Source organism: Geobacillus sp. PLS 41 (assembly GCF_056494105.1).
Map to the genome: position 1 here is coordinate 2,059,748 of NZ_CM151395.1, position 20,106 is coordinate 2,079,853.

Annotated in this window: 18 protein-coding genes and 1 pseudogene; 17 read left to right on the forward strand and 2 right to left on the reverse strand. The window is 55.2% G+C overall.

The genetic code is table 11. The features are described 5' to 3' along the window. Positions 1-117: 117 nt before the first annotated feature. A complete protein-coding gene (locus ACVX3G_RS10340; protein WP_014196090.1) occupies positions 118-1,080 on the forward strand; it encodes a glycosyltransferase family 2 protein in 963 nt (320 codons plus the stop codon). Further along, entirely contained in the window at positions 1,052-1,456 is a 405-nt protein-coding gene (locus ACVX3G_RS10345; protein WP_014196089.1) for a GtrA family protein, read from the forward strand. Before ACVX3G_RS10340 ends, ACVX3G_RS10345 begins: the two co-directional genes overlap by 29 nt. Before the next feature lie 91 nt (positions 1,457-1,547). Here the strand turns inward: ACVX3G_RS10345 and ACVX3G_RS10350 are convergent, their stop codons facing one another. Together ACVX3G_RS10350 and proB are read right to left on the reverse strand one after the other, a co-directional pair. Then, positions 1,548-2,792 carry a glutamate-5-semialdehyde dehydrogenase gene (locus ACVX3G_RS10350; RefSeq protein ID WP_014196088.1) on the reverse strand — a complete coding sequence of 415 codons (1,245 nt, stop codon included), beginning with the start codon at positions 2,790-2,792 and terminating at the stop codon, positions 1,548-1,550. Next, positions 2,789-3,913: a glutamate 5-kinase gene (proB, locus tag ACVX3G_RS10355; RefSeq protein WP_011231534.1), complete on the reverse strand. Its 1,125-nt coding sequence runs from the start codon at positions 3,911-3,913 to the stop codon at positions 2,789-2,791. Before proB ends, ACVX3G_RS10350 begins: the two co-directional genes overlap by 4 nt. Positions 3,914-4,433: 520 nt before the next feature. Here proB and ilvD point away from each other — a divergent pair. From ilvD to ACVX3G_RS10430, 15 genes and pseudogenes are all read left to right on the forward strand, one after another. Then, positions 4,434-6,113, forward strand: coding sequence for a dihydroxy-acid dehydratase (gene ilvD / locus ACVX3G_RS10360; protein ID WP_023633537.1), 1,680 nt, complete (start codon positions 4,434-4,436; stop codon positions 6,111-6,113). A gap of 287 nt (positions 6,114-6,400) precedes the next feature. Beyond that, entirely contained in the window at positions 6,401-7,732 is a 1,332-nt protein-coding gene (paaK, locus tag ACVX3G_RS10365; protein WP_456307829.1) for a phenylacetate--CoA ligase PaaK, read from the forward strand. 90 nt (positions 7,733-7,822) lie between these two features. Next, positions 7,823-8,791: a 1,2-phenylacetyl-CoA epoxidase subunit PaaA gene (paaA, locus tag ACVX3G_RS10370; RefSeq protein ID WP_011231530.1), complete on the forward strand. Its 969-nt coding sequence runs from the start codon at positions 7,823-7,825 to the stop codon at positions 8,789-8,791. Between the two features lie 12 nt (positions 8,792-8,803). Then, positions 8,804-9,157, forward strand: a complete 354-nt coding sequence (gene paaB, locus ACVX3G_RS10375) for a 1,2-phenylacetyl-CoA epoxidase subunit PaaB (protein ID WP_011231529.1) — start codon at positions 8,804-8,806, stop codon at positions 9,155-9,157. Further along, the gene (paaC, locus tag ACVX3G_RS10380) at positions 9,133-9,966 is read left to right on the forward strand and encodes a 1,2-phenylacetyl-CoA epoxidase subunit PaaC (RefSeq protein ID WP_011231528.1); all 834 of its coding nucleotides are present in this window, start codon (positions 9,133-9,135) and stop codon (positions 9,964-9,966) included. Before paaB ends, paaC begins: the two co-directional genes overlap by 25 nt. A 155-nt stretch (positions 9,967-10,121) precedes the next feature. Beyond that, entirely contained in the window at positions 10,122-10,598 is a 477-nt protein-coding gene (gene paaD / locus ACVX3G_RS10385) for a 1,2-phenylacetyl-CoA epoxidase subunit PaaD (protein ID WP_011231527.1), read from the forward strand. 24 nt (positions 10,599-10,622) lie between these two features. Further along, complete coding sequence (locus tag ACVX3G_RS10390; RefSeq protein WP_011231526.1) at positions 10,623-10,934, forward strand: EthD family reductase; 312 nt, start codon at positions 10,623-10,625, stop codon at positions 10,932-10,934. Further along, entirely contained in the window at positions 10,927-11,703 is a 777-nt protein-coding gene (locus tag ACVX3G_RS10395; RefSeq protein WP_011231525.1) for an enoyl-CoA hydratase/isomerase family protein, read from the forward strand. The genes ACVX3G_RS10390 and ACVX3G_RS10395 overlap by 8 nt, the downstream gene beginning before the upstream one ends. Positions 11,704-11,715: 12 nt before the next feature. After that, positions 11,716-12,489 (forward strand): enoyl-CoA hydratase-related protein, encoded by a 774-nt coding sequence (locus ACVX3G_RS10400; protein ID WP_074043191.1) that lies wholly within the window; start codon positions 11,716-11,718, stop codon positions 12,487-12,489. 17 nt (positions 12,490-12,506) lie between these two features. Beyond that, entirely contained in the window at positions 12,507-14,024 is a 1,518-nt protein-coding gene (locus ACVX3G_RS10405; RefSeq protein WP_011231523.1) for an aldehyde dehydrogenase family protein, read from the forward strand. A gap of 249 nt (positions 14,025-14,273) precedes the next feature. Beyond that, the gene (locus ACVX3G_RS10410) at positions 14,274-15,137 is read left to right on the forward strand and encodes a 3-hydroxyacyl-CoA dehydrogenase (RefSeq protein ID WP_021321741.1); all 864 of its coding nucleotides are present in this window, start codon (positions 14,274-14,276) and stop codon (positions 15,135-15,137) included. A 26-nt stretch (positions 15,138-15,163) separates the two neighbouring features. Further along, positions 15,164-16,375 carry an acetyl-CoA C-acyltransferase gene (locus ACVX3G_RS10415; protein WP_011231521.1) on the forward strand — a complete coding sequence of 404 codons (1,212 nt, stop codon included), beginning with the start codon at positions 15,164-15,166 and terminating at the stop codon, positions 16,373-16,375. A 263-nt stretch (positions 16,376-16,638) separates the two neighbouring features. Further along, a complete protein-coding gene (gene paaX / locus ACVX3G_RS10420) occupies positions 16,639-17,496 on the forward strand; it encodes a phenylacetic acid degradation operon negative regulatory protein PaaX (protein WP_025039180.1) in 858 nt (285 codons plus the stop codon). A gap of 321 nt (positions 17,497-17,817) precedes the next feature. Further along, positions 17,818-18,767 (forward strand): annotated as a pseudogene (locus ACVX3G_RS10425) (NAD(P)H-dependent flavin oxidoreductase). Between the two features lie 186 nt (positions 18,768-18,953). Beyond that, positions 18,954-20,096: a Leu/Phe/Val dehydrogenase gene (locus ACVX3G_RS10430; RefSeq protein WP_014196077.1), complete on the forward strand. Its 1,143-nt coding sequence runs from the start codon at positions 18,954-18,956 to the stop codon at positions 20,094-20,096. Positions 20,097-20,106 lie beyond the last annotated feature (10 nt).

Below are 20,106 nucleotides of genomic sequence, written 5' to 3' on the forward strand. Positions count from 1 at the left end.
AAGGTGCAAAAACGATGCGGTTTGGAGCGCTCTTTTTTCGGAGAGCAAAGCGAAAAGCGTGTGGTAAGCTGCCCTTTCGCAGAAAAAACGCAAGAAGCAAACAAGGAGGGAGCATGCATGGCGACCTATTCTGTCATTATCCCTGTATATAATGAGGCGCTGGTCATCCGCGAGACGTACCGGCGGCTGAAAACGGTGATGGAGCAAACGTACGAACCGTATGAATTGTTGTTCATTAACGACGGCAGCACGGATGAGACGCTGGAGATCTTAAGGGAATTGGCTGTAAAGGATGACACCATGAAGTACATTGACTTTTCCCGCAATTTCGGCCACCAAATCGCTATTACTGCGGGGATGGACTATGCCTCGGGTCAAGCCATCATCGTGATCGATGCCGATTTGCAAGATCCTCCTGAGCTCATTTTGGAGATGATCGAGCGCTGGAAGGAAGGGTATGAAGTGGTGTATGCCCGGCGCGTCAAGCGGAAGGGCGAGACGGTGTTCAAAAGATGGACGGCTTACGTGTTTTACCGGTTGCTGCGGGCGGCGACCGAAATCGACATTCCGGTCGATACAGGCGATTTTCGCCTTATTGACCGGAAGGTGTGCGATCAGTTACGCTATATGAGAGAGCGGAGCCGGTTTGTTCGGGGGCTGGTAAGCTGGGTCGGCTTCCGGCAGACGGCGGTTGAATACGAACGGGAGCCGCGTTTCGCCGGCGAGACGAAATACCCGCTCAAAAAGATGATTCGGTTTTCGCTTGATGGCATCACCTCGTTTTCATACAAGCCGCTGAAGCTGGCGAGTTGGCTTGGGTTCTTGTTGTCGGCGGCCAGCGTTGTAGGGATGTTCGTTGTCCTTTATCTTAAATGGTTTGCTCATTCAACGGTCGCTGGCTGGGCGTCATTGTTGATGGTCATGCTGCTTGGCAACGGGGTGACACTGCTCATGCTCGGCGCGATTGGCGAATATATCGGCCGGATTTACGATGAAGTGAAAGAGCGTCCGCTCTATATTGTCAACGAAACGTGGGGAGTCGGAACGAAACATGAACGAAAGCCTTCGTATATTCCGTAAAGAAAAACAAGCCGTATGGCGGTTTGGCCTCGTTGGGGTGAGCAATACCGCGGTGGACTTCGCCGTCTTTTTTTTGTTGACTGCTGCAGGCGCTAAGGCGGCGGTTGCCCAAGCCGTTGCCTACGGCGCCGGGATGGCGAACAGCTACATTTGGAATCGGCGTTGGACGTTTCAAGTCAAACGGAAAGCCAATATAAAGGAAGTTTTGCGCTTTCTTGTCGTCAACGGGCTGTCGTTCGGTGCATCGCTTGCCGTTTTGCTGGCCGCGGAACGGTTTGCATCGCTCTGGCTGGCGAAACTGGCGGCGACAATCGCCGGGATGGCGGTGAACTTTATCGGCAGCCGCTATTGGGTGTTTGTGGAAATGGAAAAATAAGAAAACGATCCGGAAGCCATGCGTTGGGTCCGGATCGTTTTATGCTTTAGAAACTTAGTGAAAAAGGAAGCCGTCTTCGTTGCAGCCATCGTTATGACTCCCGAATTTGCCCCGTCCCGTACACGAGCGATTTTGTCGTCGTGATGGCGACAAGCCCCATCGGACCGCGGGCGTGCAGCTTTTGCGTGCTGATGCCGATTTCCGCTCCGTAGCCGAACTGCTCTCCGTCCGTGAAGCGGGTGGAGGCGTTATGGTACAAGACCGCTGCGTCGACCGCCTGGAAAAAGCGGCGGACGTTCACCTCGTTTTCCGTGATGATCGCTTCCGAGTGCTTCGTCCCGTAGCGGCGGATGTGGCCAATCGCCTCGTCGACATCGGCGACCAGTTTGACCGCTAAAATCGGCGCCAAATATTCCGTGTACCAGTCATCTTCTGTTGCCTCGCTGATAAACGGATAGGCGGAGGCAAGACGTTGGTCGCCGCGCAATTCGACGCCGCGGGCGTGAAGCGTCTCAAGCAAGTCGGCGGCATATGGCCAACGCTCATGGATGAGCACCGTTTCGACGGCATTGCAGACCGATGGGCGCTGCAGTTTGGCGTTTAGGACGATCTCGATGGCCATTTGCCGCTCGGCTGATTCATCGACGAAAATATGACAGTTGCCGACGCCGGTCTCAAGCACCGGCACGGTGGCGTTTTCGACGACCGAGCGGATGAGCCCGGCTCCGCCGCGCGGGATGAGCACATCCAAGTAGTTGTTGAGACGGAACATACGCTGCGCCGTTTCCCGGCTCGTGTCTTCGAGCAGCTCAATGGCTGTTTCCGGGATGGCCGTTGTGCGAAGCGCCTCTTTCATAACGGCAACAAGCGCTTTGTTCGAATGAAGCGCTGATGTGCTGCCGCGAAGCAGGACGGCGTTGCCCGTTTTCAAGCAAAGGCTCGCCGCATCGACCGTCACGTTCGGGCGCGCTTCGTACACCATGCCAATGACCCCAAGCGGCACGCGCACCGTTTGGATGCGGAGCCCGTTCGGCCGCGTCCACTCTGCGATGATTTCTCCGACCGGGTCAGGCAGCGAGGCGACTTGGCGGACGCCGTCGATGATTTGGTCCAGGCGTTCATTGGTGAGTTGGAGCCGGTCAAGCAAAGCCGGCGACAGCCCTTGTTCGCGGCCTTGGGCCATATCTTTCTCGTTTTCTTGCAAAATGAAGGCGCGTTCGCGGTCAAGGGTTTGGGCGATCTGTTCCAACGCCTCATTTTTTTCCTCCGCTGACAGCATGGCGAGCGTTTGTGAGGCGGTTTTCAACCGTTCGGCTTTTTCGAGCAGTTCGCTCATTTCGATACACTCTCCTTTCGCAACGTGACCCAATTGTCGCGGTGGATGACTTCCGGGCGGTGAAGGTAAGAGTATTGCCGGGCCTCTTCGCTCGGCCGCCCTTTCACTTTTTTCAAATCGGCGGCGGCGTAATACACTTGGCCGCGTCCGATCGTGATCCCTTTTTCATTGACGACATCCACGACATCCATCGCATGGAAGTCGCCGGAAACCGCTGTTACGCCAGCAGGGAGCAAACTTTTCCCACGCATAAGCAACGCTTCTTCAGCCCCGCTGTCGACCGTGATCATGCCGGCGACAGGAGCATGATAGGCAATCCATTGTTTGCGCATTTGCATTTGTTTCGGAAACGGAACGCCGATGTACGTGCCGTCTCCTTTTCCAGCTAAAATATCAGCCAGTTTTTCTCGGCCGCTTCCCGTGCCGATGAACACGCTGACGCCAAACGAAAGTGCTTTTCGAGCCGCGAGAAGCTTCGAGCGCATCCCGCCGGTGCCGACGGCTGAACCGATGCCGCCGGCGGCTTCGATCATCTCATCGGTGATTTCCGGCAAAAAGGCGTATTTTTTCGCCTGCGGATTCGTTTTCGGATTGGCGTCATACAACCCGTTAATGTCCGTAAGCAAAATGAGCGCATCAGCGTGCAAAAAGCCGGCGACAAGCGCCGAAAGCATGTCATTGTCGCCAAATGTCAATTCTTCGATGGAAACGGAGTCGTTTTCATTAATGATCGGCACGGCGCCGTTCTCAAGCAGTGTGGTGATTGTGGCAAACAAGTTGCGGAACCGCTCGCGGCTGTAAAAGTCGCTGCGCGTCAACAACAGCTGAGCGGCCGTAAAGCCGAATTGGGCGAACGCCGAGCTGTACGCCTGCATGAGCAAACTTTGCCCGACGGCTGCGGCTGCCTGTTTCCCAGCGATTGTCGTCGGGCGCGCCGGGTAGCCTAAAGGTCCGAAACCAGCGGCGACAGCGCCGGACGTGATGAGAATGACGTCATGGCCGAGCTGTTTGAGATAAGCGATCGCCTCAACGTGATCGAACAGTTTGTCATGGCAAAGGCCGCCTTTCGGATCGGTGAGCGAGCTGCTGCCGATTTTGACCACCACGCGCTGCCGTTTCATCGCGTTCCTCCCTCCTTTGCGTGTTGAATGGCATGAGTTGGATCGCCTAGCCGCTCTGCGAAGCGGCCGGCCAATAAAAAACGCTTTTCCTCCTTTTTTGCAAAAGGACGGAAAAGCGTTCCGCGGTACCACCTTTTTTGGCGCACAAAGCGCCCACCTCTGGCCTGTAACGCAGGCGTGCGGCTTATGTTTGCATAAGCGGCCGTCTAGGGCAGGTTCAACCGGCTTCCCGCGAGGAACCTTCCAGCCTGTGGGTTCCACTCTCTGGCGCGTTCCCTCGGTTTACTAATCCCGTGCCGTTCTCGTTGTTTCATTGTCAAGGATAGACTTGCGATTTATAATTTGTAAGAAATTATGACGCCAAATGCTCCGGTTGTCAAGAGGAGCGGCTGATTTTTCTGACTCATTTTCGCAGAGTAGATCATGAAAACGCATTCAGAATAAAGATAATTGTCTTTTTATTAGAAAAAGTGGTACAATACTAGCAACCTAGCAATCTGCACGATGGAGGGACCAGAATATGAAAAAGCGGCGCAGCGACATGATCAAAAAAGGATTTGACCGCGCCCCGCACCGGAGTTTGCTGCGGGCGGCCGGGGTGAAAGATGAGGATTTTGACAAACCGTTCATCGCGGTTGTCAATTCGTACATCGACATTATTCCGGGGCACGTTCACTTGCAAGAGTTTGGGAGAATCGTGAAAGAAGCGATTCGCGAAGCAGGCGGCGTGCCGTTTGAAATGAACACGATCGGCGTTGATGACGGCATCGCCATGGGGCATATCGGGATGCGCTATTCGCTTCCGAGCCGGGAAATCATCGCTGATTCGATCGAAACGGTCATCTCGGCGCATTGGTTTGACGGCATGGTATGCATTCCGAACTGCGACAAAATTACGCCAGGGATGATGATGGCGGCGATGCGGCTCAACATCCCGACGATTTTTGTCAGCGGCGGGCCGATGAAAGCTGGTGTGACGAAAGACGGGCGGAAAATTTCGCTCTCGTCCGTGTTTGAAGGGGTCGGGGCGTATTTAGGCGGAACGCTCGATGAGAAAGGGCTCGAAGAACTCGAACGCTACGGCTGTCCGACGTGCGGATCGTGTTCGGGCATGTTTACGGCCAATTCCATGAACTGTCTCGCTGAAGCGCTCGGGCTCGCTTTGCCGGGCAACGGCACCATTTTGGCGGTTGACCCAGCGCGCAAAGAGCTTGTCCGCCAATCGGCAAAGCAGCTGATGTATTTGATCGAACATGACATCAAACCGCGCGACATCGTAACGGAAAAAGCGATCGACAACGCGTTCGCGCTCGATATGGCGCTCGGCGGCTCGACGAATACGGTGCTGCATACGCTTGCGATCGCCAACGAAGCCGGCATCGACTACTCGCTTGAGCGCATCAACGAAATCGCGGCGCGGGTGCCGCATTTGGCCAAACTCGCGCCGGCGTCGGATGTGCATTACATTGAAGACTTGCACGAAGCCGGCGGCGTCTCGGCGGTGTTGAACGAGCTGGCGAAAAAAGAAGGCACGCTTCATTTAGATACGCTGACTGTCACCGGCAAAACACTCGGTGAAAACATCGCCGGCTGCCAAGTGAAAAACTACGATGTCATCCGCCCGATTGACAACCCGTATTCGGAAACGGGCGGGCTCGCCATTTTGTTCGGCAACTTAGCGCCGGACGGCGCCGTCATCAAAACCGGCGCGGTCCAAGGCGGCATCACGCGCCATGAAGGTCCGGCGATCGTGTTTGATTCGCAGGAAGAGGCGCTTGAAGGCATCGCCAGCGGCAAAATCAAGCCGGGTCATGTCGTCGTCATCCGCTACGAAGGACCAAAAGGCGGCCCAGGGATGCCGGAAATGCTTGCGCCAACGTCGCAAATCGTCGGCATGGGGCTCGGTACGAAGGTAGCGCTTGTCACCGACGGCCGCTTCTCCGGCGCCTCGCGCGGCTTGTCCGTCGGCCACGTTTCACCGGAAGCGGCGGAAGGCGGACCGATCGCTTTCATCCAAGACGGCGATATCATCGAGATCGATACGGTGAAACGAACGATCAACGTCAAGCTGTCCGATGAAGAGCTCGAACGCCGGAAAGCGAACTGGAAAGGCTTTGAACCAAAAGTGAAAACCGGGTATCTCGCCCGCTACTCGAAACACGTCACATCGGCGAGCACGGGGGGGATTATGAAGATTTAGCGGATTTCTGTAAGAGCGTTGTCCCCTTCCAAGCGCGCGAGGGACGCCATTAGACGATCAGGATCAAAAGAGGCGGTTTTTCCGCCTCTTTCATTTATTTTGGAAAGGAGCGTCCATCGCCTCCTTTTTTTACAGCTTTGTCGGTCTGAAAATATGTTGACATTTTCAAATATTTAGCCTATTTTAAAATTAGATATCATGATAAAACTATATAACGTTTGTATAACGTTATATAGTTTTGTATTTTCCATTTTTATGAAAGCGCTTTAAAAGAGGGGGCGGAAACGATGATTTTGCATGACATTGAGACGGCCGCACGCAGCGAACTGGAGGCGATCCAGCTTGTGAGGCTGCGGGCGACGGCGGAGCGTGTGTATGAGCGGGTGCCGTTTTACCGGCAACGGTTTGATGAAAAGGGAGTGAAGCCGGAGGATATTCGCACGCTTGAGGATGTACGCAAACTCCCGTTTACGACAAAGCGGGATTTGCGGGACCATTATCCGTTTGGTTTGCTCGCGGTCGATCTTTCCCAATGCGTCCGTGTGCACGCTTCAAGCGGCACAAGCGGCAAACCGACGGTGGTCGCTTACACGAAGCAGGACATTGAGCGCTGGGCCGACATTGTGGCGCGGGCGATTGTCATCGCCGGCGGGAAACCGGGAGATGTGATTCACAACGCTTATGGATACGGGCTGTTTACCGGCGGGCTCGGGCTGCATTATGGCAGCGAGCGGCTTGGGGCGGTGACGGTGCCGGTATCCGGAGGCAACACCGACCGGCAAGTGATGATCATTGAAGACTTTCAGCCGACCGTCATTTGCGCCACGCCGTCCTATGTATTGAACATTGCCGAGCGGATGAAAGAACTGGGCAAAGATCCGCGGCAAACATCGCTGAAATACGGCATCTTCGGTGCGGAACCGTGGTCCGAGGAAATGCGGCGCACGCTTGAAGAGACGTTTGATATGAAGGCATGTGATATTTACGGACTGAGTGAAGTGATCGGCCCGGGGGTGGCGATGGAGTGCCATGAAGCGCAAAACGGCCTCCATATCGCCGAGGACCATTTCCTTGTCGAAGTGATCGACCCGAAAACGCTCGAGCCGGTGGCGGAAGGGGAAGAAGGAGAGCTTGTTTTTACGAGCTTGACGAAAGAGGCGTTCCCGGTCATCCGCTACCGGACAGGCGATATCGCTTCCGTGACGAGAGAGCGTTGTGCTTGCGGGCGGACGACGGCGCGCATGTCGCGGGTCAAGGGGCGGGTTGATGATATGATCATCATCCGCGGCGTCAATGTGTTCCCGTCGGAAATTGAGCACCATCTGCTTCGCGTCTCGGAACTGGCTCCGCACTATCAGCTGCATCGTCTCCGCCACGGCCATTTGGAAGCGCTCGAGCTGCATGCGGAAGTGACCGATCGTTTTTACAGCGAGGTCGGCGGAGATTTGCAAAGCGAGCAGGCCGCTCTGCTTGCCCGGCGCATTCAGTCATTGTTGAAAACGCACTGTCTCATTTCGATTGACGTCCGTCTCCATTCGCCGAAAACGCTCCCGCGCTCGGAAGGGAAAGCGGTTCGCATCGTTGACCGCCGCCATCTTGAAGCGCCGCAATCCATCTGATAGAGAAAAAAACGATTGCAAAATATATGACATTAAAATATAATAACGTTAAACAAACGTTATATATTTTAAACGAGAGGTGGATGGGGGATGGCGGCTATGATGACGTTCACCCGCCTGTCAGATGAGGAGAAATACGAACGGTTTATGCAGCGCATCGAGGCGGGGGAAAAAATCGAAGCCGATGACTGGATGCCGGATGAGTATCGGGTGACGCTGATCAAGCTCATTGCGATGCATGCGGTGAGTGAAATTATGGGAGCGCTTCCGGAAAAAGAATGGGTGCCGAAAGCGCCGTCGCTGCGCCGCAAGCTTGGCATCATGGCGAAAGTGCAGGATGAGATGGGGCACGGCCAGCTGCTGCTTCGGGTGGCGGAAGATTTGATGGCCCCGCTCGGCAAAACGCGGGAAGATATTATCGAAGATTTATTGAACGAACGGTTGAAGTTTCATAACGTGTTTCATATGCCAGCGCCGACATGGGCGGACGCCGGGTTGATCGGCTGGCTCGTCGACGGAGCGGCGATTATGACGCAGACGAACATGCTGGATGCCTCATACGGACCGTACGCGCGGGCGCTGAAGCGCATTTGCGCCGAGGAAGTGTTTCACGCCCAGCACGGCGAGTCCATCATTTTGGCGCTCGCCGAAGGGACGAAGGAGCAGAAAGAGATGCTGCAAGAGGCGCTCAACCGTTGGTGGGAGGCGTTGCTCATGTTTTTTGGCCCGCCGACGGCCGATACGACGGGAACTTCGAAGCAAGACATCACGATCAAATACCGCATCCGCACGAAAACGAATGAACAACTGCGCCAAGACTTCTTTACGAAATATGTGCCGCGCATTTGGGCGCTCGGACTGAAGATTCCTGATGAGACAATGCATTTTGACAAAGAGAAGGGTCAATGGATTTACCGGCAGCCGGATTGGGAGCGGTTTAAAGAAATCATCCGCAACAACGGGCCGAAGTCGCAGGAGCGGCTTGAGCTTCGGCGGACGGCGTATAAGCAGAACGCGTGGGTGCGGGAGGCGCTCAGCGCCGTACGGACGGCCGGATGAGGAGGGATGGCCATGGCGGGGAAAGAACAAGGATTTTATCAAGTGTTTGAAGTGTTCAGCCGCAAAGCGCCGGATGCGCCGATGCAGCATCAATTCAGTCTGCTTGCCCCCAATGAGGAGATCGCGCTCGTGATGGCGCAGGAAAACTTTATGCGCCGCGAGCCGGTCGCGGACCTTTGGGTCGTGAAGCGGGACTATATCCGGCGAATGAGTGAGGAGGAAAAAGCAGCGCTCAAGCGGCTTGACAACAAAGATTACCGGTTGACGCGAGGATATGGGGATTTAAAGAAACGATGGCGCAAATATGAGCAAAACGTGCTTGACGAGAAGGAAATTTTGTCATGGAAAGGCGAGATTCGGCGATGAGCGAAAAACCGATTCACTTCCATCCAGACGGTCAAGAGGCGCTTGTCGAGCTATTGTTTCAGCTCGCGGATGATGATTTTTTGCTTGCCTACCGCGGCTCGGAATGGCTTGGGTTGGCGCCGCATATCGAGGAGGATATTGCGTTTTCTTCCATCAGCCAAGATACGATGGGGCATGCGGCCATGTATTATCAGCTGCTTGAAGATCTTGGCTGTGGATCAGCCGACGAACTGGCGCACGCACGTCCGGCTTCGGCCCGGCGCAATGCGGTTTTGCTCGAACGGGCGAACGGCCCGGGGCATTATTTGCGTGAGCCTCGCTATGATTGGGCGTTTACCGTTGTTCGCCAATATTTTTATACGCAGGCGAAGCGCGTCCGTCTCGAGTCGCTGACCAAAAGCAGCTATGCCCCGCTCGCGGAAGTGGCAGCGAAAATTCAAGTAGAGCTGCACTACCATTTGCTTCATTGGCATACGTGGTTTGTCCAGCTGACGAATGCCCCTTTGGAAGCGCGGACGCGAATGACCAAAGCCATTCAGGATGTGGCCGCTGATTTTGCCGGCGTATTGACGCTCGGGGCGAAAGGAACGGAAATGGTGCGGTGGGGGCTGATTGATGAGGAAAAGGTGCTGACGGAAAACACGATTGCCGCGCTGGCGCCGGCGTTTGCCGAAGTGGGGCTTGATTGGCCGATGCCGTTTGGCATGAAACATGGCAACGGCCGCAACGGCGAACATACGCCGGATTTGGACGAAGCGCTGGCGACGTTGTCAGAAGTATACCGCGCCGTCCCGCATGCGATATGGTAATGTCCGCGCCGCTGTTGGCCAACGTGCGGCGTTGGGCATGACGCCTCTTTGTGACGGCGAAGTGTTTGTTGAAGGAGCAAAACGGCGCAGCATTGGCGGCACTAGGCAGCCCAAGCGGGAAAACGGCAGCGGGTTGGAAACTGTGAGGGAGAACCATGACAAATGAAGAGGTTTGGAAAGCGTTAGAAACGGTGAAAGACCCAGAAATTCATTCGATTAGCATTGTCGATCTTGGGATGGTGGAACAGGTTGACGTTCGGGATGGAGCGGTCTCGGTCTGTCTGCTGCCGACGTTTCTCGGGTGTCCGGCGCTTGATATCATCCGCACTCGGGTTGAGGAAGCGGTGAAGCAAGCAGGGGCCTCGGCGGTGACGGTTGAGTTTCTCCGCCATCCGCCGTGGACGTCCGACCGGATCAGCGAAGCCGGACGGGAGCGGCTGAAGCAGTTTGGCATCGCTCCGCCGCCGCGGCAAATGCCGTCAGGGGCATGGCAAGTGGCGTGTCCATATTGCGGGGCGGAGCGGACCGTCATGGAAAATTTGTTTGGCCCGACCGCCTGCCGCAGCATTTTCTACTGCAAACAATGCAAAAATCCGTTTGAGGCGATGAAGCCCGTATTAATTTCAGGATAAGAAAAGGGAAAGGGGACGTTCGTGATGTTTAAAATGATCGCCTTGTACAAACAGCCGAAAGATAAGGAGCAGTTTGACGCCCATTATTATGGGACGCATGTGCCGTTGACGGAAAAAATTCCTGGCCTCCGAAAAATCAAGGTGACGAAAATTACGGGGACTCCGATGGGGACGGAAAGCGAGTATTATTTGTTGTGTGAAATGTATTACGATAGTCAAGAGGCGTTTCAAGAGGCGATGAAAACGAAAGAAGCGAAGGCATCGGCAAAAGATGTCATGTCATTTGCCGGCGACCTCGTCACCTTTATGGTCGGTGAGGAAGTGGAACATGAGTGAGTTTGTTTCCATTGCGGCGCGTCAAGAGGGAGCGGTCGGCATCATCGAGCTCGCCCGTCCTGATGTATTGAATGCGCTGAGCCGTCAAATGGTGGCGGAAATCGTTGCGGCAGTGGAAGCGTTTGATCGGAATGAGAAGGTGCGTGTCATTGTGTTGACCGGGCGTGGACGGGCGTTTGCGGCTGGGGCGGATATTCAAGAGATGGCAAAAGATGACCCCATTCGTCTTGAGTGGCTGAACCAGTTTGCCGATTGGGATCGCCTGTCCATCGTGAAAACGCCGATGATCGCCGCTGTGAACGGGTTGGCGCTAGGGGGAGGTTTTGAGCTGGCGCTTTCGTGCGACTTGATTGTCGCGTCGTCGGCGGCCGAATTTGGCTTTCCAGAAGTGAACCTTGGCGTCATGCCAGGTGCGGGAGGCACGCAGCGGCTGACAAAGCTCATCGGTCCGAAGCGGGCGCTCGAGTGGCTTTGGACTGGGGCGCGTATGTCGGCGAAAGAAGCCGAGCAGCTGGGGATTGTCAACCGCGTCGTCAGCCCGGAGCTTTTAATGGAAGAAACGATGAGGCTGGCCGGGCGTCTCGCTGAACAGCCGCCTTTGGCTCTCCGGCTGATCAAAGAGGCGGTGCAGAAAGCGGTCGACTATCCGCTGTATGAAGGCATGCAATTTGAGCGGAAAAACTTTTACCTATTGTTCGCCTCGGAAGACCAAAAAGAAGGAATGGCGGCATTCCTCGAAAAACGAAAGCCGCGCTTCCAAGGAAAATAAGGGGGGCGTTCGATGTACGAAACGATCCGTTATGAAGTGAAGGGACAAGTCGCCTGGCTGACGCTCAACCGCCCTGATCAGCTCAATGCGTTTACGGAGCAGATGAATGCGGAAGTGACAAAGGCGCTAAAACAAGCAGGGGCGGATCCAAACGTCCGCTGCGTGGTGATCACAGGCGCCGGCCGGGCGTTTTGTGCGGGGGAAGATTTGAGCGGCGTGACGGAAGAAATGGACCATGGCGACGTGTTGCGCTCCCGATACGCGCCGATGATGAAAACGCTTCATCATCTTGAAAAACCGGTTGTCGCAGCGGTGAACGGGGCGGCGGCCGGCGCGGGCATGAGCTTGGCGCTGGCGTGTGATTTCCGGCTTCTCTCGGAAAAGGCGAGTTTCGCTCCCGCGTTTATTCACGTCGGTCTTGTGCCGGACGCGGGCCATCTCTACTATTTGCCGCGTCTTGTCGGGAGGGCGAAGGCGCTTGAGCTTGCGGTGCTCGGGGAAAAAGTGACCGCCGAGGAAGCAGCTGCGCTCGGACTGGCGACAAAGGTGATTCCTCTCTCTGATTGGGAGGAGGAAGTAAAGCAGTTTGCCGAGCGGCTCTCTGCCATGCCAACGAAGGCGATTGGACTCATCAAACGGCTGCTTCGCGAAAGCGAGGAAACGACGTTTGACCGCTACCTCGAACGGGAAGCGGAATGCCAGCGCATTGCGGGATTGACATCCGACCACCGCGAAGGCGTCAAGGCGTTCTTTGAAAAACGAAAACCTCTATTCCAAGGAAACTAAGCAAGGGGGAAAAAACGATGGCGACTGTCAAACAAAAGAAAATGGAACCGATGCCGACCAAACGTGATTTCTATCATTTGATTGTGAACGGGGAGCGGGTCGAAAGCGCCTCGGGCGAAACATTTGTGGTGACCAATCCGGCCACTGGCGAACCGGTCGCCCGCGTCGCCAAAGGGACGCGCGAGGATGCCGAACGGGCGGTGCAGGCGGCAAGGCAAGCGTTTGACCGTGGGAAATGGCGTCATTTTCCGGTGCAAAAACGGGCGCGCATCTTGTACCAAATTGCGGCCATCATGCGCGAACGTTTTAATGAATTGGTGGAATTGGAAATTTTGAATACCGGCAAAGCGTTGTCGGCTGCTCAAGGGCAAGTGATGCAGGCGATTGAAGACTTTGAATTTTTCGCCGGGGCGATCATTGGGCACCGCGGGGCGGTCAACCCGATGCCGGGCGCGTTTCACAACTATACAGAAAAAGAGCCTGTCGGTGTGTGCGCCCAAATCATTCCTTGGAACTATCCGCTCATGATGGCGGCTTGGAAAATCGCGCCTGCCATTGCCGCTGGATGCTCGGTCGTCGTTAAACCGGCGTCGCTGACGCCGCTCACCTGCCTTGTGCTGGCGGAAATTTGCCATGAGGCCGGCGTGCCGGAAGGGGTCGTCAATGTGGTGACGGGCGCCGGAGCGGAAGTTGGGGACTATTTGGTCGAACATCCGCTCGTCGACAAAGTGGCGTTTACCGGATCGACGCCGGTGGGGAAGGAAATTATGGAGAAGGCGTCGAAAACATTAAAACGGGTGACGCTCGAGCTGGGGGGCAAATCGCCAAGCCTTGTGTTTGCGGACGCTGATTTAGAAGCCGCTGTCGCCGGCTCATTGTTCGGCATTTTCTACAACAGCGGCCAATCGTGCGAGGCGCGTTCCCGCTTGTATGTGCATGAAAGCATCTATGACGCGTTTATGGAAGCGTTCGTGGCCAAAACGAAGCAGCTGAAACTCGGCGACCCGTTTGATGCCGGCACGCATGTTGGGGCGATCATCAGCCGCGGGCAGCTGGAAGTGATTGACGAATACGTGCAATCGGCTGTCGCCGACGGAGCGACGGTCGCCGCCGGGGGAAAAGAGGCAGTTGTCGCTGGGTTTGAAAACGGTTACTGGTATGAACCGACGATTTTGACGAACGTGAACCATCAAATGAAAGCGGTTCGTGAAGAAATTTTTGGACCGGTTGTCGTCGTGATGAAATTCCGCGATGAAGCCGAAGCCATTGAATTGGCGAACGACAGCGACTATGGACTGGCCGCCGCGATTTGGACGAAAGATCATGGCCGCGCCGTTCGCGTAGCGAAACAGCTGCGCTCCGGCATTGTCATGGTCAACAGCCCATTCTCCGCTTTCCCAGGCACGCCGTTTGGCGGCTACAAACAGTCCGGATTTGGGCGTGAGCTGTCTGTCGAGGCGCTTGATTTGTACACAGAAACGAAAAGCGTGCTGTCGTATTACGGTCCGCGTCCGCTTAATCCGTTTGGCGTCTAAGATTTTCTCCGTTTTGCGTTTGCTACTATACGAGAGCGGGTCGCGTCCTTGGAAGCAACGTTCAGTTTGCCGCCCTTGAAGGCAAGAGCCGGTTAGGGCAAGCGTGGAGAGACACGCCCGCTCGTTTGCCGAGCACCCCGTCGCTCGTGATGGGGTGCCCATTCATTTGACGGCGTCCGCTGCTTGGCGAAAGGCACGCCGGCTTGATGCATCAGCCGTCATATGCGAAAGCAGGAGAGGGGGAAGACGATGATCGAACGCCTTGTTGTCGTCGGCAGCGGCGTGATGGGGAGAGGCATTGCTTATGTCGGCGCTGTCGGCGGGTTCCAGACGACCTTAGTGGACATTAAGCAAGAACAATTGGAGAGCGCCCAGAAGGAGATTGCTTCGATTTTTGAACAAGCGGTCGCTCGAGGGAAATTGACCGACAGCGAGCGGCAAGAAGCCGAGGCGCGCCTGTCGTATTCACTTGATTTGGCGGCCGCTGTGCGCGATGCCGATTTGGTGATCGAGGCGGTGCCGGAAAAGCTTGAATTGAAAAAGCAAGTGTTCGAGACGATTGACGCCCATGCACCGGCGTCGTGCTATTTTGCGACGAATACATCCACCATGAGTCCGACCGAAATCGGTTCGTTCACGAAGCGGCCGGAGCGGGTGATCGCCATGCATTTTTTCAATCCGGTTCATAAAATGAAGCTTGTGGAAATCATCCGTGGCCTTGAGACGAGCGACGAAACGGCGCAAGTGGCCAAAGAAGCGGCCGAGCGAATGGGAAAAGAGACAGTGGTTGTCAATGAATTTCCTGGATTTGTCACGAGCCGGATCAGCGCCCTTGTCGGCAATGAAGCGTTTTACATGCTGCAAGAAGGGGTCGGGACGCCCGAAGAGATCGACAAGGCGATCAAGCTCGGCCTCAATTTCCCGATGGGGCCGTTTGAGCTCGCTGATTTAGTTGGGCTTGATACGAGATTGAACAACTTAAAATATTTGCACGAAAAACTCGGAGAAAAATACCGCCCGGCGCCGCTTTTGGAGCAATACGTCAAAGCGGGGCGGCTTGGCCGCAAAACCGGCCGCGGCGTCTATGACTATACGAATCGGGAAAACAGCTGATTCGCTAGAAAAGGAAGGGAGAGAACATGGGCAGAGAAGTCGTGATTGTGGATGCGGTGCGCACACCGATTGGCCGCTACAAGGGCGCGCTAAAAGAAGTCAGGCCGGATGATTTGGCGGCTGTTGTCATTCGAGCGCTCATCGAGCGAAATCCGAATGTGCCGGTCGAGCAAATTGATGACGTTGTCTTTGGAAACGCCAACCAAGCCGGCGAGGACAACCGAAACGTCGCCCGCATGGCGGCGCTGTTGGCCGGGCTGCCGATTGAGGTCGCAGGGGTGACGGTCAATCGGCTGTGCGGTTCAGGGCTTGATGCGGTCAATTATGCGGCGCGGGCGATTTTGGCCAATGAGGCCGATATCATGATCGCCGGCGGCGTGGAAAGCATGACGCGCGCCCCGTTTGTCATGGCCAAACCGTCAAGCGATTTTCCGCGCGGCAACATCGAGATGTATGACACAACGATCGGTTGGCGCTTTATCAATCCGAAAATGCACGAAATGTATGGCACCGACAGCATGCCGCAAACGGCGGAAAATGTGGCGAAGCGATTCGGCATTACGCGCGAGGCGCAAGATGAGTTTGCTTACGAAAGCCAAATGAAAGCGAAACAAGCGATCGAAACGAATCGGTTTGCCGATGAACTCGTGCCGGTCGTTTATCACGATCGAAAAGGCAACCGCGTTGTCGTCGATAAAGACGAGCATCCGCGTCCGGATACGACGCTTGAGAAACTGGCGAAGCTGCCCCCATTGTTTGAAAACGGCACGGTGACGGCCGGCAACTCTTCCGGCGTCAACGACGGGGCGGCGGCGCTGCTAGTCATGAGCGCAGAGAAGGCGAAGGAACTCGGCCTCAAGCCGCTGGCGGTTTATGTCACTTCGGCTGTCGCCGGCGTCGAACCGGCGGTGATGGGGATAGGCCCGATTTTTGCGACACGCAAAGCGTTGCGCCGCGCAGGGTTGTCGCTTGACGACATCGGACTTGTCGAGCTGAACGAGGCGTTTGCCTCGCAAGCGCTGGAATGCATCCGGCAGCTTGAGCTCGATCGGGCGAAAGTGAACGTCAACGGGGGAGCGATTGCCCTTGGCCATCCGCTTGGCGCGAGCGGCGCCCGCATTTTGACGACATTGATTTACGAAATGCGAAAACGCGGCGTCACCTATGGCTTGGCAACGATGTGCATCGGCGTCGGCCAAGGAATCGCGACGATTGTGAAAAACGCGGACGAACGGTGAGAGCGCCTTGTCTTCGTTCGGCGGAAAGGATGGTTATGTTCAGACGACGGCCCGTCATACAGCCGGTCTGGTTGAATGACGTCTGCCTAAGTTGATGAAGCTGCCGAAGCTGCGGCCGCATGTTTGCATGCCGTTGAGAGCCGCCTGCTTTTTTAGCGGTGCGGCTCTTTTTTATTCCTTTTGTTTTTTCGTCCGTCTTGCCAGCGTGATAAAAGTTTGTTACGATTATATTTCGAAAACAAGATAAAGGGAGCCCATTCACAATGAACACACGCTCAATGATCTTTACGATTTACGGCGACTACATCCGCCATTACGGCGGTGAAATTTGGATCGGGAGCCTAATCCGCCTCCTCCGCGAGTTCGGCCATAACGACCAGGCGGTGCGGGCGGCGGTGTCGCGCATGAGCAAACAAGGCTGGATTCGCGCGGAAAAACGCGGCAATAAAAGCTACTATTCGCTCACGGAACGCGGCGTCAAGCGGATGGAAGAAGCGGCGCGGCGCATTTACAAAACGCGCCCCGAGCATTGGGACGGGAAATGGCGCATTCTCATCTATACGATTCCTGAGGATAAGCGGCATTTGCGCGATGAACTGCGAAAGGAGCTTGTTTGGAGCGGTTTCGGCACGATTTCCAACAGCTGCTGGATTTCACCGAATAATTTGGAGCAACAAGTGTACGACTTGATCGACAAGTATGACATCCGCCCGTATGTCGACTTCTTTCTTGCCGAATACGATGGACCGCATACGAATAAGCAGCTTGTGGAAAAGTGCTGGAACTTAGAAGAGATCAACCAAAAATACGAGCAGTTTATTGCGGTCTACAGTCAAAAATATGTGATTGACAAACATAAAATCGAGCGCGGCGAAATGTCGGACGCGGAATGTTTTGTCGAGCGGACGAAGCTCGTCCATGAATACCGAAAATTTTTGTTCATCGACCCCGGCTTGCCGGAAGAGCTGTTGCCGAATGAGTGGATGGGAAGCCATGCGGCCGCCTTGTTCAACGACTATTATCAACAACTCGCGGCACCGGCCAGCCGTTTCTTTGAAGCGGTGTCTCAAGAAGGGGCAGAGCTTGACAAAAAAGAAGAGGAAGAGATATCGGTGGAATGAACCGGGATGCACGGCGCAACAACAGCTGTGCATCCTGTTTGACGTTCATGGAACGTTCGGTACGGCAACGTGGAAGAAGCATGTTGTCGTCCAAACGATCATCATTGGTGTGGACGCCCACCAATCGTTGTCGATTTTTCATCGCTGTGGGGCGCGGTGTTGACTTACGGCAGTCTTCACTGGTGAAAATAGGCTTCAAAGGAAATTCATACGGTTTAATTGGTGTTCGTTTTTTCTTCGTTATATAAATCAACCATTCGCATCTTCTAAAAAATATGGTATCGTTTATATATAACGTATTTTTCACGGGGTGTGAATATAATGAATGATGTTTGTCGTTTGCTTGATCTTCGTTATCCGATCATTCAAGGGGGGATGGGCAACATCAGCAACGCCGAGCTGGCGAGCGCCGTATCGGAAGCGGGGGGCTTGGAACGATCGGAGCCGGAACGATGACGCCCGATGAGGTGGAGGCGCTGATTATTGAAACGAAGCGGCGCACCAACCGTCCGTTTGCTGTGAACATCCCGCTGCAGGTGACGCCGCACGCCGCGGAGATCGCCGAACTTGTCATCCGCCATCAAGTGCCGGTCGTTTCGCTTTCAGCTGGCAATCCGGCGCCGTGGATTCCACGTTTTGCGGAACATGGCATCAAGGTGATCGTCGTCGTCGCCTCGGTCAGCCAAGCGAAAAAAGCGGAAGCGGCTGGAGCGGATCTCGTCGTCGCTGAGGGGTATGAGGCGGCGGGAATCAACTCGCCGCTCGAGCTGACGACGATGACGCTCATTCCGCAAGTCGTCAGCGCCGTCCGCATTCCTGTCATCGCTGCCGGCGGCATCGGCGATGGGCGCGGGCTGCTTGCCGCGCTGGCTCTCGGCGCCCAAGGGGTGCAGCTCGGCACCAGGCTTGTGGCCACGAAGGAAGCGCCGTTTCATGAAGCGTATAAACAGCGGCTTGTCGAGGCAAAGGAAAATGAAACGGTCATTGTCGGCCGTTCGGTCGGGCGCATCCGCCGCGTCATGCGCACGCCGTATGTCGAGAAGCTGCTGGAGTATGAACAGCAAGGCATGCCGCTCGAGCAGTTTCAAGAATATACATCGGAGGATCGTCATCGCCGCGGCGCCCTCCTCGGCGATTTCCATGAAGGATTTATCAACGCGGGGCAAATCGCTGGCCTCATCGATGGCGTGCCAACGGTGGCCGAGCTGTTTGAACAAATGATGACAGAAGCCAAAACGCAGTGGCAATCATTATCCACACTATTTCGCTGATCGAACGAAGACGCCTGTCAAACGGCGTCTTTTTTTGGCGATGAAAAATTGGTTGATAGAGGATTGATACTAACAATGGACATCGTTACTATAAAAATAGTATTACGTTATTTTAACGTGATAATATTTTTTGTTATATTAACTTGAAAACGCTTTCAAGCGGTGAAGCAAAGGAGAGGGGAAGCGATGAATGTCATGCTATCGCCAAACATGTCACAAAGATTGGATTTGTTTTTCCAAATGCGTGAACATGAACAGGTGGTGTTTTGTCTCGATGAAGCGACCGGCCTAAGGGCGATCATCGCCATTCATAGCACGGCTCTTGGGCCGGCGCTCGGCGGCTGTCGGATGCATCCGTATGCCACGACGGAAGAGGCGCTCGCCGATGCGCTTCGGCTGTCGAAAGGGATGACGTATAAATGCTTGGCTGCCGATGTCGATTTTGGCGGCGGCAAGGCGGTGATCATCGGCGATCCGCGCAAAGACAAATCGCCGGAATTGTTTCGCGCTTTCGGCCAGTTCGTGGAGTCATTAGGCGGCCGGTTTTACACGGGCACGGATATGGGGACGACGCCGGACGATTTTGTGCACGCGCTGAAAGAGACGAATTGCATCGTCGGCGTTCCGGAAGCGTATGGCGGAAGCGGCGACTCATCCGTGCCGACCGCCGAGGGCGTTGTTTACGGCATTCAGGCGACGAACGATGTTGTGTTTGGCAGCAAGCATTTGCATGGCAAAACGTATGCGGTGCAAGGGCTCGGAAAAGTCGGAAAAAAAGTGGCGCTTCGTTTGCTTGAAGAAGGGGCGGATCTGTATGTGTGCGATTTGAACGAAGCGGCAGTCAAAGAGGTCGTGGCGTACGGCAAGCAAATCGGGGCGTCCGTCAAGCCGGTGAACGGAACGGATATTTATCGCGTCGAAGCCGATGTGTTCGTCCCGTGCGCATTTGGCGGCGTCATCAACGATGAAACGATCGCCGAGCTGCGAGTGAAAGCGGTCGTCGGTTCGGCGAACAATCAGCTGGCTGACAAACGCCACGCCCGTATGTTGAAAGAAAAGGGCATCATGTATGCCCCCGATTATATCGTCAACGCCGGCGGCCTCATTCAAGTGGCCGATGAACTGTACGGAGCGAACAAAGAGCGGGTGTTGGCGAAAACGAAAGCGATTTATGATACGCTGCTCGCCATTTATGCGCGGGCTGAATCGGAAGGAATAACGACGATCGAGGCAGCCGATCAATTTTGCGAAGAGCGGCTCGAGAAACGCAAACGCCGCAATCATTTTTTCACGCACCAAAAGCGGCCGAAGTGGGATATTCGACGTTAATGCCGAGTCT

Excerpts from the sequence above, each read along its gene's own strand:
- ACVX3G_RS10340 (WP_014196090.1), top strand. The coding sequence starts at position 118 with ATGGCGACCTATTCTGTCATTATCCCTGTATATAATGAGGCGCTGGTC.
- ACVX3G_RS10345 (WP_014196089.1), top strand. The coding sequence starts at position 1,052 with ATGAACGAAAGCCTTCGTATATTCCGTAAAGAAAAACAAGCCGTATGG.
- ACVX3G_RS10350 (WP_014196088.1), bottom strand. The coding sequence starts at position 2,792 with ATGAGCGAACTGCTCGAAAAAGCCGAACGGTTGAAAACCGCCTCACAA.
- proB (WP_011231534.1), bottom strand. The coding sequence starts at position 3,913 with ATGAAACGGCAGCGCGTGGTGGTCAAAATCGGCAGCAGCTCGCTCACC.
- ilvD (WP_023633537.1), top strand. The coding sequence starts at position 4,434 with ATGAAAAAGCGGCGCAGCGACATGATCAAAAAAGGATTTGACCGCGCC.
- paaK (WP_456307829.1), top strand. The coding sequence starts at position 6,401 with ATGATTTTGCATGACATTGAGACGGCCGCACGCAGCGAACTGGAGGCG.
- paaA (WP_011231530.1), top strand. The coding sequence starts at position 7,823 with ATGGCGGCTATGATGACGTTCACCCGCCTGTCAGATGAGGAGAAATAC.
- paaB (WP_011231529.1), top strand. The coding sequence starts at position 8,804 with ATGGCGGGGAAAGAACAAGGATTTTATCAAGTGTTTGAAGTGTTCAGC.
- paaC (WP_011231528.1), top strand. The coding sequence starts at position 9,133 with ATGGAAAGGCGAGATTCGGCGATGAGCGAAAAACCGATTCACTTCCAT.
- paaD (WP_011231527.1), top strand. The coding sequence starts at position 10,122 with ATGACAAATGAAGAGGTTTGGAAAGCGTTAGAAACGGTGAAAGACCCA.
- ACVX3G_RS10390 (WP_011231526.1), top strand. The coding sequence starts at position 10,623 with ATGTTTAAAATGATCGCCTTGTACAAACAGCCGAAAGATAAGGAGCAG.
- ACVX3G_RS10395 (WP_011231525.1), top strand. The coding sequence starts at position 10,927 with ATGAGTGAGTTTGTTTCCATTGCGGCGCGTCAAGAGGGAGCGGTCGGC.
- ACVX3G_RS10400 (WP_074043191.1), top strand. The coding sequence starts at position 11,716 with ATGTACGAAACGATCCGTTATGAAGTGAAGGGACAAGTCGCCTGGCTG.
- ACVX3G_RS10405 (WP_011231523.1), top strand. The coding sequence starts at position 12,507 with ATGGCGACTGTCAAACAAAAGAAAATGGAACCGATGCCGACCAAACGT.
- ACVX3G_RS10410 (WP_021321741.1), top strand. The coding sequence starts at position 14,274 with ATGATCGAACGCCTTGTTGTCGTCGGCAGCGGCGTGATGGGGAGAGGC.
- ACVX3G_RS10415 (WP_011231521.1), top strand. The coding sequence starts at position 15,164 with ATGGGCAGAGAAGTCGTGATTGTGGATGCGGTGCGCACACCGATTGGC.
- paaX (WP_025039180.1), top strand. The coding sequence starts at position 16,639 with ATGAACACACGCTCAATGATCTTTACGATTTACGGCGACTACATCCGC.
- ACVX3G_RS10430 (WP_014196077.1), top strand. The coding sequence starts at position 18,954 with ATGAATGTCATGCTATCGCCAAACATGTCACAAAGATTGGATTTGTTT.